The 13,163-nt window shown below is 61.6% G+C and carries 13 protein-coding genes; 12 read left to right on the forward strand and 1 reads right to left on the reverse strand.

Annotation, left to right across the window (positions count from 1 at the left end; all coding sequences use genetic code 11):
* Positions 1-28: 28 nt before the first annotated feature.
* The 12 genes from LOY28_RS18705 to LOY28_RS18760 all read left to right on the forward strand — a co-directional run bounded on the left by LOY28_RS18705 (position 29) and on the right by LOY28_RS18760 (position 12,307).
* The gene (locus LOY28_RS18705; protein WP_086945149.1) at positions 29-1,084 is read left to right on the forward strand and encodes a glycosyltransferase family 4 protein; all 1,056 of its coding nucleotides are present in this window, start codon (positions 29-31) and stop codon (positions 1,082-1,084) included.
* Positions 1,081-2,448, forward strand: coding sequence for an O-antigen ligase (locus LOY28_RS18710; protein WP_258612352.1), 1,368 nt, complete (start codon positions 1,081-1,083; stop codon positions 2,446-2,448). The genes LOY28_RS18705 and LOY28_RS18710 overlap by 4 nt, the downstream gene beginning before the upstream one ends.
* Positions 2,445-3,413, forward strand: a complete 969-nt coding sequence (locus LOY28_RS18715) for a glycosyltransferase family 2 protein (RefSeq protein WP_018925572.1) — start codon at positions 2,445-2,447, stop codon at positions 3,411-3,413. The genes LOY28_RS18710 and LOY28_RS18715 overlap by 4 nt, the downstream gene beginning before the upstream one ends.
* Entirely contained in the window at positions 3,406-4,542 is a 1,137-nt protein-coding gene (locus tag LOY28_RS18720) for a glycosyltransferase (RefSeq protein WP_018925571.1), read from the forward strand. The genes LOY28_RS18715 and LOY28_RS18720 overlap by 8 nt, the downstream gene beginning before the upstream one ends.
* 12 nt (positions 4,543-4,554) lie before the next feature.
* Positions 4,555-5,556, forward strand: coding sequence for a polysaccharide deacetylase family protein (locus tag LOY28_RS18725; RefSeq protein ID WP_258612353.1), 1,002 nt, complete (start codon positions 4,555-4,557; stop codon positions 5,554-5,556).
* Positions 5,553-6,857 (forward strand): oligosaccharide flippase family protein, encoded by a 1,305-nt coding sequence (locus LOY28_RS18730; RefSeq protein WP_258612354.1) that lies wholly within the window; start codon positions 5,553-5,555, stop codon positions 6,855-6,857. The genes LOY28_RS18725 and LOY28_RS18730 overlap by 4 nt, the downstream gene beginning before the upstream one ends.
* The gene (locus LOY28_RS18735) at positions 6,854-8,773 is read left to right on the forward strand and encodes a hypothetical protein (RefSeq protein WP_258612355.1); all 1,920 of its coding nucleotides are present in this window, start codon (positions 6,854-6,856) and stop codon (positions 8,771-8,773) included. Before LOY28_RS18730 ends, LOY28_RS18735 begins: the two co-directional genes overlap by 4 nt.
* Positions 8,774-8,804: 31 nt before the next feature.
* Positions 8,805-10,028: a GNAT family N-acetyltransferase gene (locus tag LOY28_RS18740; RefSeq protein ID WP_258612356.1), complete on the forward strand. Its 1,224-nt coding sequence runs from the start codon at positions 8,805-8,807 to the stop codon at positions 10,026-10,028.
* On the forward strand, positions 10,000-10,812 hold the full coding sequence (locus LOY28_RS18745) for a ChbG/HpnK family deacetylase (RefSeq protein ID WP_204124066.1): 813 nt from the start codon (positions 10,000-10,002) through the stop codon (positions 10,810-10,812). The genes LOY28_RS18740 and LOY28_RS18745 overlap by 29 nt, the downstream gene beginning before the upstream one ends.
* A gap of 57 nt (positions 10,813-10,869) precedes the next feature.
* Entirely contained in the window at positions 10,870-11,559 is a 690-nt protein-coding gene (locus LOY28_RS18750) for a hypothetical protein (RefSeq protein WP_018925565.1), read from the forward strand.
* Between the two features lie 143 nt (positions 11,560-11,702).
* Positions 11,703-11,996 (forward strand): type II toxin-antitoxin system RelE/ParE family toxin, encoded by a 294-nt coding sequence (locus tag LOY28_RS18755; protein WP_018925564.1) that lies wholly within the window; start codon positions 11,703-11,705, stop codon positions 11,994-11,996.
* Positions 11,997-11,998: 2 nt separating this feature from the next.
* The gene (locus LOY28_RS18760; protein ID WP_018925563.1) at positions 11,999-12,307 is read left to right on the forward strand and encodes an addiction module antidote protein; all 309 of its coding nucleotides are present in this window, start codon (positions 11,999-12,001) and stop codon (positions 12,305-12,307) included.
* 14 nt (positions 12,308-12,321) lie between these two features.
* On the opposite strand, the gene LOY28_RS18765 is transcribed toward LOY28_RS18760, so the two are convergent.
* The gene (locus LOY28_RS18765; protein ID WP_018925562.1) at positions 12,322-13,134 is read right to left on the reverse strand and encodes a bifunctional 2-polyprenyl-6-hydroxyphenol methylase/3-demethylubiquinol 3-O-methyltransferase UbiG; all 813 of its coding nucleotides are present in this window, start codon (positions 13,132-13,134) and stop codon (positions 12,322-12,324) included.
* Between the last annotated feature and the right edge of the window lie 29 nt (positions 13,135-13,163).

Below are 13,163 nucleotides of genomic sequence, written 5' to 3' on the forward strand. Positions count from 1 at the left end.
GCCGCTCAACGCCAGCGCGCTGCCGATCATGCATTTGATCAGCAGCGGCGGCTTTTATGGCGCTGAGCGGATGTTGCTGGACCATTGCCTGGCGACGCCAGGGCACCACCAGGTGCTGTTTCTGGATGCGCCGCCGGCGCTGATCGACCGGTTCCGCGAGGCCGGGGTCGATTGCCGCGCTTTCGCGGGACTGGGGCAATTGCTGGGTCATTTACGTTATCGGCGGGCTGAACATCCGCTGATCAATACGCACAATTTCAAAGGCCTGGTGTTTGGCTGGGTCGGCGCGACATTGTTTGACTTGCCATTGGTGATTACCCAGCACGGTTTCACCCCGCGCAGTCGCAAGCAACGCTTCTACGGCTGGCTGAGCCTGCAACTGTGCCGCACCGCGTCGGTGAATCGGGTGGTGTGCGTGGCCGAAAGCATCGCAGCGCTGCACCGCAAGGCCAGTGTTCGGAAGGAGAAGCTGCAAGTGATTCCCAATGGTCTGCCAACCGCCAACGGCTTGCTGCCCCACAACGCCAGACACCCACGCTGGCTGGCGGGCTACGTCGGTCGGCTGACCCATGAAAAAGGCCCGGACCTGTTTCTCGATGCGCTGATTGCGCTGTGTCAGCGACATCCGCAACTGGACGCGGTGATGCTCGGCGATGGCCCGGAACGGGAAACCCTGCTGGCGCGAATTGCCGCCGCCGGCTTGCACAACCGCATCACCCTGCCGGGTTACCAGACCGACATGAACCGCTGGTGGCCGCAACTCGATGCGCTGGTGATCAGCTCGCGCACCGAGGGCACGCCGATGATTTTGCTCGAAGCAATGCAGGCCGGAGTGCCGGTGGTGGCGTTCAGCGTCGGCGGAATTCCCGATGTGCTGGAGGATCGGCACAACGGTCTGCTGGCGCCCCCCACCGACAGCGTCGCCCTTGCCCGGCAGCTCGACACGCTGCTGAGTGAGCCGGTACTGGCTCGCGAACTGATCGACAACGCAAGACGTACGCAACAGGACCGTTACGACCTGAAGGCCTTGGCCGAACGCTGGTCGCAGCTTTATATCCGTACTGCACGGGAGGCACGCGCGTGATCTTTCCGCTCTCGATCGTCAGTCTGCTCGCCCTGGTCTGCCTCGGTTTGCTGGCCAGCCCTTACCCCTATCTGGCGCCCGGCGCGGTGCTCGGCATGGTCGCTGTCGGTGTGCTCTACCGAAAACCCGCCTGGGGGTTATTGGGCATCGCGGCGCTGGTGCCATTCGAAGGTTTCTTCAAGGGCAACGCGCTGTCAGGCACCAAATTCATCGGTGCGTCACTGGCACTGGTCCTGATGTTGCAACTGGCCATTCACCAGATTCCGTCCGAGCGCCTGCGCAGCAACATCTGGCGCTTCCTGATCGGCTTCGTGGTGTTGTACCTGTTGAGCATGATCAATACCGACAACATGGACATGTCCCAGAGTCATCTGCGGGACATGAGCGTCGGCCTGGTGCTGTTTGTAATCACCTTGCTGATCGGCCGCGAGTTGAACCTCGATCTGTTCGCCCGGCTGGTGACCCTCAGCGTCAGCGCGACCAGCGCGCTGGCCATGTTCTCCACCAAGTATCAGGACCAGGGTCGCGCCGCCGGCCTGCTGGAAGACGCGAACTCGTTTGCCCTGCTGATCGCCTTCGCCGTGCCGTTGGCCCTGCTACTGGTAATCCGCGGCCCGAACCTGTTGCATCGATTGTTCTGGGGCGGCTGCTGCATTTTGCTGCTGGGCGGCATGACCAAAACCGATTCCCGTTCCGGGCTGGTGGTCCTGCTCCTGAGCTTGATGATCGGCGCCTGGCACTACCGCGCGCAGTTGCCACGCATCCGGCCGCGCCACTTGGGTTTTGCCATGCTCGGCCTTGCGCTCGTGATCCCGGTGGGGATTTATTCGATGCCGGCCGGTTACCTCAAGCGCATCCAGTCCTTGAGCGTCTTGAAAGAAGGCGCCAAAAGCCAGGACGAATCCCTCGGCCGCCGCACGTCATACCTTGTGGTCGGCAGCCAGATCATTCGTGAACACCCGTTACTCGGCTCCGGCCCCGGCACCTTCCCGCTGCACTACGCCACCTCCGGTTACGCCAAGGTGTTTTCCGCCAACCGCAAACCCGGCGACTTGTACCGCCGTGCTCACAACACGTACATGGAAATCTTCAGTGAACTGGGGATTCCCGCCGGGTTGTTGTTCGTCGGCATGCTCGGCCTTGGGATGTACAACCTGGTCCGCGCCCGTCGAGCCTGGATGCTGCGACGGGATTGGGAACAGGCCGACCTGATCACCCACCTGGGCATCAGTTATCTGTCGTTGACACTGTTTTTGATGTTCCTCAGCGCACCGAATCACAAGTACCTGTGGATCATGCTCGCCCTGACCTGGGTGTTGCGCCTCAAGGCTGAAGAACGTCCGCCGACGGAGGCCAGGGCATGAACCGCATCAGCATTGCCATCCCGATGTACAACGAGGCCAGACACATCGGCCGCACCTTGCTTGCCGCGAAAAAAGCCGCGCAGGCTGCCGGGATGGAATGCGAGCTGATTGTGGTCGATAACGGCTCCAACGATCAGGGCCCGCACATCGCTCGCCAGCTCGGGGCGCAGGTGCTGGTGCTGCCCGGGCTGCTGATCGGCGCCCTGCGCAATCGCGGGGCGGCGATGGCGACAGGCGAATGGCTGGGCTTCATCGATGCCGATATCGAGATGCCCGAGGACTGGCTCACGCTGTTGTTGAGCATCCAACACGCGGTTCAAGTCGACGTCCTGGGACTGGACCTGCACACCCCGGCCGAAGCCCCGTGGTATGCCAATGCCTGGCAACGCCGCACGTTGCGCCCGAACGATGAAACCATGAAAGCAGTGCGATGGCTGCCCAGTTCCAACCTGTTGATGCGTCGTCCATGGTTCGACAAGGTCGGCGGCTTCAACGAAAACCTGCGCACCGGCGAAGACAAAGATTTCACCATGCGCCTTTCCCACTCTGGCGCACGCCTGCTGGCCGTCAACCAGAGCGTTGCCCTGCATTGGGGTTACGAGAGCAGTTGGCGCGAATGGATGGGCAAGGAGTTCTGGCGTCAGGGCAGTCACCTGCAACTACTGCGCAGCCACGGCATGAATCTGCGTTTACTGCGTTTCCCGATGCTGTCGATCATCGCCTGGGTGTTGGATTTCATGGCGCTATCCGCCCTGCTCAACGGTTTCCCCCTACTGGCGCTATTCATGCTGTTCGTCACCAGCCTGCCAGCGCTCGCCCAAAGTCTGCGCCAGAGCCTGATACACCGCGACCTGCGCCTGATGCTGCAACTCTGGGGCCTGCATTGGGTGCGTCTGCACCTGGCGGGTGCCGCGCTCATCCTGAGCCTTTGTCGCTGGAATGCCAGGAGACCCGCCCGTGGCTGAATTCATTTTCTGGTGGTGCCTGTTATTGCCGGTGTACGCCTGGTTCGGCTACCCGCTGCTGCTGACGCTGCTCGCGCCGTTATTTCCCGCGCGGCGTCATGGGCCGGCACAGCCGATGAACGTGAGCATCGTCATCGCCGCGCACAACGAGGCCCAGTACATCGAAGAAAAGTTGCGCATCCTGCTCGCCCAGGATTATCAGGCGCGCTCGCTACAGATCATTCTGGCCAGCGACGGCTCCACCGACGACACCGTGGCCTGCGCCCGCAAGGTCATCGACCCGCGCATCAGCGTGCTCGACCTGCCCCGTCAGGGCAAGGCAGCCACCTTGAATGCCGCCGTTGCCCTGAGCACGGGCGAGATTCTGGTGTTCACCGATGCCGACAACCAATGGTCGACAGACACCCTCGGCCAATTGCTCGCGCCCCTGGCCGATCCACAGGTCGGGGCCTGCGCCGGGCACATGTTGATCCCGGTGGCGGGCCAGGGCCTGAGCCTGGGCGACAGCCTTTATCGGCACTACGAAGGTTGGCTGCGCATGGTGGAAAATCGTACCGGCTGCATGGTCTCCGCCGACGGCGCCCTGCTCGCCCTGCGTCGCGAGTTGTTCCAGAACGTGCCGTCGGAGGTCAACGATGATTTCTTTATCAGTACCTGCGCGCCGGTGGCGCACAAACGCATTGTCTATGTGCCCACAGCCCGGGTGATCGACCAGGGCGTCGATGAGATCGACAAACAATGGCGCCGTCGTCTGCGCGTCACCGTCGGTGGTTTGCAGAGCCTGGCCCAGCGCCGGGAACTGTTGAACCCATGGCGCCATGGCTTGTATGCGATTGCGCTGATCAGCCACAAACTGATTCGACGCCTGGCACCGATCCTGTTGCTGCCGTTGTTGCTGAGCAACTTCTGGCTGTGGAACGTCCATGGCTTCTTTCGCCTGAGCCTGGTCGCGCAACTGCTCGGTTATGCGGTGGCCATCGCCGGCCTGCTGGATGTGCAACACCGTTTGCCCAAACCCTTTCGCCTCGCCGGCTTCTTTCTGGTGACCCTTGCCGGGATGAGTATCGGTCTGTGGCAGTTCCTGCGTGGACAGCGGTACGCGCAGTGGAACCCCGAGCAAAATCGTTGAAAGGACCGCGTCATGGCGATCAGACAATTATTAAAACGCACCAGTGGCTGGCTCTATCTCAACTCGCCGGTAGGCCGCCACCAACTGCACGGTGCCGGGGTGATCCTGATGCTGCACCGGGTGCTGCCCAATGACCGCGCCGCCGACCTGCCTCATCGAAATGAACTGTGCGTGGGGCCGAAGTCCTTTGCCCATCTGCTGCTCTGGTTGAAAAAACACTTCGATTGCGTGCCGCTGATGGAAATTCTGCAACCCGGCACCGCCATGTCGGAGCGTCCCAAAGTCGCACTGACCTTCGACGATGGCTGGCGCGACAACGCGCTGAATGCCTTCCCGTTGCTGAAAAGGTATCAGATGCCGGCGAGCATTTTTCTCTCCACCGACTTCATCGGCAGCCGGCAACGCTTCTGGTGGGAAAGCCTGGGGGAAACCCTGTGGCACAGCCACGGTGAAAAAGCCCGGACACACTTGATTGAATGCCTGCAACAGATCGGGCGACCGTTACCGGTAATGCTCGATGACCTGGATGTGCAGCGCCGTAGCCTGGCGCTTTTGCATTTTCTGCAAAGCCTGAAAAACCTGCCGCCGGGCGAACTGAACCGGCTCACCAATCAATGCCCTGAAGAGTCGTTGCCCCAGGCCCTGGACTGGCATCAAGTGCGCGCACTGGAAGCCAGCGGGTTGATCCGCTTTGGCCCTCACGGCGCCAGCCACACGCTACTCACCGAGCTTGACGATCAACACCTGGATGAAGAATTGAGCCGCAGCCGCAATGCACTGTTGAACGGCTGCATCCGGCCGCTGCCGGTCTATTGCTACCCCAATGGCGACCACGATGCGCGGGTGCGCGAGCATGTGGCCGACCACGACTTTGCGTTTGCCCTGGGCACCGCCAGCGGGATTTACCGTGGCGTCGAAGATCCATTGGCCTTACCACGGATCGGCATCAGCCAGCGCACGGCACGCAACCCGGAGTTGCTGTCGTGGCGCATCTACCGCGGAGCCCGGCCATGAGTCGCAGCCACTACCTCAAACACCTCGCCCTGAGCATGGGCACCAAACTGGCGATGATCGGCCTGCGCCTGCTGCGTAACGTATTGCTGGCGCGGATTCTGGGGCCCAGCGAGCGCGGCCTGTTTGCGCTGCTCAGTACCCTGCCCGACTTGATCAGCGCCGCCACCAGCGGCGGGCTGAATTCGGCGGTGGGTTACCAGGCGGCCAAGCAACGGCCCATGGGTTTGCTGCTGAGTCAGGTGCTGGTATTCGGTTGCCTGCTGGCGGGTTTGCTGACGTTGCTGGTGGTGGCGCTGACCCGCGAGTTCGGCAGCGAACTCGACATCACCACACAACTGGGATTGCTCGCCTGGCTGTTGCTGCTGGCGGTGCCGTTGACCGTGCTCAAGAGCGGCCTGCTGACCTTGCACAACGCGTCGGGCGGTGTGGTGGCGTTCAATGCCTTGCGGCTGGTGGAGTCGCTGGCGCCACTGCTGCTGTTTATCGCCTTGTTCTGGATGTGGAAAGACGCCGCGCTGGAAGCGGCGCTGATCAGTTGGCTGGCCGGCATCAGCCTGGTGGTGCTGGCTGGCTGGGTCTGGCTCAACCGTGCGCAACCCTTGACGTTGCAATGGGACCGCGCCAGCCAGAAAGAACTGTTGCGCTACAGCGCCCGTAGCCATCCCGATTTGTTGTTCCAGCAAGTCATTCTGCGCTCCGACTACCTGTTCATCGGTGCCTTGCTCGGCAGTACGGCATTGGGTCATTACGCCATGGCCAGCGCTGCCGCCGAGTTGCTGCTGATCGTCCCGGAAGCGGTGACCACACCCCTGATGAAACGCCTGCTGCAACAGGACGAAGGCATGGATCGCCTGACGCCGTTGGCCTTGCGCCTGACCGCCACGGTGATGCTCGGTGCCTGCCTGACCATGGCCGTGATCGGAGAATGGCTGATCGTCACCCTGTTCGGCATTGCCTATCAACCGGCCTACCCAGCCTTGCTGGCGCTGCTGCCGGGGCTGCTCGGTCTTTGCTATGCGAGCATCCTGCGCCTGGACTTGCTGGGCAAAAATCGACCCGGCACGGTTTCGCTGCTGGTGGGCCTCGGCGCGCTGCTGAACCTGGCCCTGAACCTGTTGCTGATCCCGCTGTATGGCATCGTCGGTGCTGCGGCGGCATCGTCCATCGCCTACCTGGCGGTGACCGTCGCGCTGCTGGTGATGTACTGCCGGTTGAGCGGCGTACCCTTCTGGCAAACCCTGATCATCCTGCCCAGCGATGTGGCACCGATGCTTCAGATACTGCAACGGAAATCAGCATGAAACCCCTGGTGCTGCTGTTGAGCCTGGGCCTTGGTTTGAGTGCTCAGGCGGCGCCCATGCGCTGGACCGACATTCGCGACGGCAGCCTGTACCTGCAAGCGGATCGCCCCGACACGTTGACCATCCAGTGGGTCCCGGCATGGCAGGCCGATGCCAACGAAGAACACCTGTACCTGCTCGACGGCAACGGCAACCTGAAGGGTGATCGCCGGATCGCCGCCAGTGAAACACGCGGCAAGCAGAGCTGGCCGCTGGCGCCGGGTGCCGCCAGTTATCGACTGGAAATTCCGGGCTACAGCTTCCGCCGCTACACCGTCGAACATGACGAACACACCGTGGCGTTATTCGCCCCGGCCAAGGTGCATTTCAGCGCCGAAGCCCGTGGCGGCGATGAGCTGTATTTCAAAATCGCACCGGGGGAACACGCGGTACTGGCCGGCAAGTTTCATGGTGGAGTCGGCGCCTTGCAGGCGCAGCGTGTGGGTGATAACAAACAAGTGTCGCTGATGCTCAAGCCCTATCGCGCCTATTGGCAATTCGATCAGCTCGAACTGCCCGTCACCCAGGACGAACAAGTCTGGCGCCTGCGCCTGCAAGGCAGCGGCAAGGTCGCGTTCTGGCTCGATGGCACGGCAAACCTGTTCGCCCAGAACCCGCAGCAACTCAAGCCGCTGCGCGAGGACGCTGGCCAGACCCGGCTGACCCTGCATAAAGAGACGCTCGGCCCGACCCCGAACCTGGGCATTTATTTGCCCTACGTGCTGCCGCCGCAATCCAGTTTCGCGGCGCTCGACGCCCTCAAGCCTCAGGCGGGTTCCTACTACAGTTTCGTCGACGTCACGGCGCAAAATCCGCACCACGAAGACGCGTTCCGCCAGCTCTATCAGAACCGCTTCGGCATTACGCAGGACATCACGCTGTTGGCCGGCAGCCAGCGCCAGGCCGATCTGCGCGCCGACACCGTGAGCAACGCCGGCCTCGACGCCTGGCTCGCCGCCACCCGCACCCTCGGTGGTGGCGGCACTCACTACATCGCATTCGCCGACGAACCGAATCTCAACTACTCGAGCTACGCCAACTACCAGGCGATCTTCAACAGCATGGCCCGGCAAGTGCGTAGCGATCCGGCCAACGCCAAGGCCGGCATTCGCATTGCCATGCCCGCCAGTTCACGCTTCGTCAACGGCCCGTTCACCGACGATGCTGCCGACAAGCGCGGTATCGACTGGGCACGGCGCCTGCTGGCTGAGTCCGGCGAGCAGATCGACGCCCTCGCCTGGCACGAATGGATGGTTCGCGACCTGCTGGCGACCCGGGTCTACCGCGACAGCGTGCGCCGCGCCGCCCAGCTGGTGGGCCTCGATGCCAAGGGCCGGCCACGCAAGGCCTTGCTGCTGGACCAGACCAACCTGTCCAGCGGCTCAAGCCTGAGCCCCTACGATCAGGAAACCCATTTCGCTTCGCTGTGGTGGGCCTCGGTGGTCATCAACTCGGCGCAGGACGGCTTGCTGGACATGCTCAACTGGTTCCAGGCCGCCGACGAACCGAACTACCCCAAAGGCATGGTGCGGGTGCTGGGCGGCGATCGTTTCGAGCTCAAACCGGTGGGCCTGGCCCAACAATTCATCCGGCAGCACTGGCTGAAAAACGTCATGCGCCTGGACAACGACGCCTTCGAAGTCGACGTGCTGGCGATGGCCACCGAACACCAACGCAGCCTGTTGGGCGTCAATAAGGGCGCGCGCTTGCAGCGTGTCGATCTGGCCGGGGCGACCTGCCCGCTGACCAAGGGAGCGCTGGTGTATTTCGGTGCCGACAGCCGCAGTCGCGAAGGCAAATTCAACTGTCAGGACGGTCGCGTCAGCTTCGACCTGCCAGGGCAAACCCTGTTCGCCCTGAGCTGGAGCGCCTCATGAACGTCCATGAGTTATGCGGCGGTCTGAACCTATGATGGCTCGATTCGAATGGCGCACGTCGTTGTGCGCTCCGGACTTTCCAACAGCCGCCTATGAGGGGTTGCGCTGGCGCGTGACGGACCATACACCGTTCAACACCCTCGCCTGGCTGCGCGCATCGGAACAGGCACTGGTTGCCGGGGAGCGCTTGAACGTTCTGCTCGGCTGGCACGGCGATGAATTGGCCTTGTGCCTGCCGTTGGTGGTGTCCGTGGAGCGCTTTGGCGGGCTACCGTTTCGCGTCCTGCATCACCTCGGCTACCCCCTCACCGATCGCCTGGCCCTGCTCAGTTGCCTCGATGCCGAGAGCATGCGCAAGGCGCTGGTGATCATCCGCCGTCGCGTGCCCCATGCGATGCTGCAACTCAATGAATTGTCCGAACCCATCGGCGAAGAAAGTGCGCTGACCACCTGGATGGCCCACAGCTCGACCGGCGAGCGCCGCCTCAGTTGTCGGGTGCCGGTGCACCTGATCAGCGAGGCCGACCATCAGGAAGTGTCCGGCGACCCCCGCTACAAACTGCGCCGTGCACGTAAACGCATCGCGGCTTGCGGTGCCGAGATCCGACGGATAACCCCCGACGCCGCCACCATCAGGCCACTGTTGCGGACCCTCGGCAAAGTCGAAGCGCTGAGCTGGAAAGGCCTTCAAGGCGTTGGGATTTTCACCAATGACCGCTACCGGCAATGGATCGAGCAAGCCTTCACCGCCCTCGCCGAAGAAGGACTGGTGCGGGTGGTGGTGCTGGAACTGGACGGGCGTTGCATCAGCTACCGCATCGGCTTGCTGGAACAGGGTCGGCTGTACGACTACAACCTGGCGTTCCTGCCGCAACACGCTGACCTGGGCAGCGGTCGTGTGCTGCTTGAAGAGTGGATCCGCTGGGGGCTGGACGACAACTGGCACTGGGTCGACGCCTCGCGGATCAGCCTGGAAAACTCCAGTCATCAACTCCTGGAGCGCATGACCGGCCAACTGGAGCACTGGCGCTGGAGTTTCTACTCCTGGCGCCCCAGCGGCCTCGCCCTCGGGCTGGCCCTGCGACTCTGGCACCGCATCAAACCCGGGTTAAAAAAGTGGCAGGCCAGGCGTGCAGCAACGCTGGTTGCTCCTACGCTTACACCTATACAGGCACCCATTATCGCCAAAGACGCTGCACCCACCGAACAAGAAAGAGAGGGCAGCCATGCCTCGCCAAGTCATAGTCAACGCTGACGATTTCGGCCTCAGTCCGAGCGAAAACGCGGTGATACTGGGTGCCTTCCACGCTGGAGTCATCAGCTCCGCAACCGCCATGGCCAACATGCCGGCCTTCGAAGCGGCCTGCGTCCTGGCCCGGCAGCCAATGCTCAAGGGGCGGATCGGGCTGCACTTCAACCTCACGTATGGCCGGCCGTTGAGCCCGTCGATTCTGGCGCGTTCGACGTTCTGCGACAGCCAGGGTGAGTTCGACCTCAGCCTGCCTCGTCATTGTCTCTGGCTCAACCGCCTGGATCGCGACGCGGTGCTGGAGGAACTCGAAGCTCAATGGCAACGCTGCCTGGACAACGGCCTGCACCCCAGCCACCTCGATTCCCATCAGCACGTGCACAACATCTGGCCCATTGGTGAAATCGTCGCGCGGTTTGCCGCCCGCCAAGGGGTGCCCGTGCGACTGGCGCGCGACCTGGGAAGTAACCTGAGCGTGCCCAAGCGAGTGTTCAAGACGTTGCTCAACCATCGCCTGAACAGCCTGTCCGGAGCGACCGCCCAGAACGTATGCACCCCGGTCGACCTGCGCACTGTGGCGATGCCAATCGACGGCTTGCTGGAAATCGTCGTCCATCCGATCCATATCGGCGCCGATTTTGGCGATGCCTATCTGGACCCGGGCGAGTCGCTGAGCCATGTGCTGGAGCAGCGTCTTGCGGGTGTTCCGAGAGTGTCCTATGCCGTGGTGCCGAGGGCATCCAAAGAGGAGCCGCAATACCCGACCGAACTGCACCCGTTGAAATCCTGATTTTTCGCCATCGAAAACGTTACCCACCACACCCAGGCTTCAGCCTCGGAGGACTTCATGAGCGCCATCGACAAGATTCGCGAACGCATCAAACAAAAAGGCCTGCTCCACACGCTCCAGTCGCTCTGGAAGCGCTACGTGTATTTCCATAGGGAGCTGCTGTGGCTGGGGCGCGACCTGGTGACCCCGGTGGCGCCGCACAATCTGCGGCCCTATTCGGGCCTGCGCCTGGTGATCATCACCCCGGAAAACGCCACCGCGTTCACCAAGTACTACGGCAATCGCGTCAAGGCCATGGCCGAAATCGCCGCCGAGGGTCACACCGGACACATGTACGTGAACGAGGAAGGTGATGCCATCGGATTCATCTGGGGCAGCGCCAGGGACTACTTCGACCGGCACTATTACGGCTGCTGGTTCCGGATCAACCCTGGTGAGTTTTTCGAGTTCGGCGGTGAAATGATCCCTCAATACTTCGGCACCAGCCTGTCGATGGACGCCCAGTTCAAACTCTGGGATGCGATGCGGGCCAAAGGGTGCAACAAGATCGTCGACGTCTGCGATACCCGCAACATCCAGGCGATGAAAATGCACATCCGCATGGACTACCAGGAGCAAGGGCGCATCACCCACGTCTACGACCTGTTCGGCCGCTGGCGCTTCTTCCGCGAAACCTACTACACCGGCTCGCGGCTGACGGCACTGCGCAAACCGGAACAACGGCCGGTGACGGCGGCGCAGGCGTGATTGGCTTCCACATTTGATCATATTTCCGTGTGCGAGCTTGCCCGCGAAGGCGTCATGTTGCCTACGCAGTTTAGGGAAAAGTACACGCTGGAGCAGAGAATGACCTGACTGCTCGTCTGTATTCATATGGATACAGTCGAGCAATGAATTATCTTATTCAACAAACCACAATCTTCGTGGCATGGCATGCCTCAATTCGCGACTTGCGGGCGAAGGTTGCTATTGCTCGTCGCATTGACCGTGCCTCTACGGGTAATCTTGGCGATATCAAATCGGTGGGTGATGGTGTCTCCGAAATGCGCGTGGACGTTGGCGCTGGCTATCGGGTCTACTTCACTTTGCGAAATGGCGTAGTCATCGTATTGCTGGCCGGTGGTGACAAGTCCTCGCAAAACACTGATATCCGACGGGCGAAAAAATTGGCAAGGGAGGTTTGAACATGGGCCAGACTTTGACTGCTTTCGACATGGCGGCACTGCTCGACAGTGACGAAGCCATCAGCGAATACCTCTCTCAGGTATTGGCAGACGGCGACAACGAAGAGTTTCTTCGTGCTATCGGCTACGTGGTAAAGGCTCGCGGCATGACACAAATTGCCAAAGATTCCGGAATGGGGCGCGAAAGCCTGTACAAGGCCTTCGCACCCGGGGCGAAACCACGTTTTGATACGGTTCTAAAGGTCATTCATGCCTTGGGCATTGATCTCTGCGCGCAACCAGGGCACGCGGCAAATCACTCAACGCTCTGAAAATACCCCAGGCACTACGTCGCTCGCTTCACCGCCACCAACGTGTAACACAACGGCAACTGCGCCTTTTGCTGCTGATACTTGTCGTAGAGTTCTTCGCGGTTGGAATGCGGGTACTCCTTGAAGTGGCTGATCTGCAACCCCGCCTCGACGGCACCGGTGAAGATCGCGCCCAGGGTGTGGACGAACCAGTAGGACGCCGAGGCCTGCTGTTCGACTTTGCCTTCGTAGACGATCGGTTGGTCCTGGACGAAAGGCTCACTGCGAAAATACGAGCTGTCCGGGCGATAGGGATCGGCTGACTCGGGGTCGAACATTTCCAGGAACGGGTGGGTTTCGTAAATCACCAGACTGCCGCCGGACTTGAGGGTTTGCGCGACATGGCGCATGAACTCACCGATGTCCGGCATCCAGTTCAATACGCCGATGGTGATCAGCGCCACGTCGAAGCGTTGGTGCAGCTCAGTCGGCAGGTGATGGATATCAGCCTCGATGAATTCGGGCTGATGAGGCGAACGGGATGCCAGCTCCCGGGCCTGATCGAGAAAGGCTCCGGACTGGTCGACGCCCACTGCGCTGCGGGCCCCCAGCGCAAACAGTGAAAGGCTTTCCCGGCCATTGTTACAGCCCAGTTGCACCACATCCTTGCCGTCGACACCGACCTGTTGGAGCAACCCGGTGAGGGTGTCATCCAGGCAGGAAAAATCGCCATGGCTCACCGCTCTCAAACGGGCCCGCCATTCGGGGGTGTCTTTGTGGTGTTGGGCGGAGTCATTCCATGCATCGCGATTGCTGGCGATGGCTTTTTCCTTTGTCGGCATTTCCATTGCACGCTCCAGATTCCGGGCCTTTGATT

It is taken from the genome of Pseudomonas sp. B21-017 (assembly GCF_024749245.1).
GTDB lineage: Bacteria > Pseudomonadota > Gammaproteobacteria > Pseudomonadales > Pseudomonadaceae > Aquipseudomonas.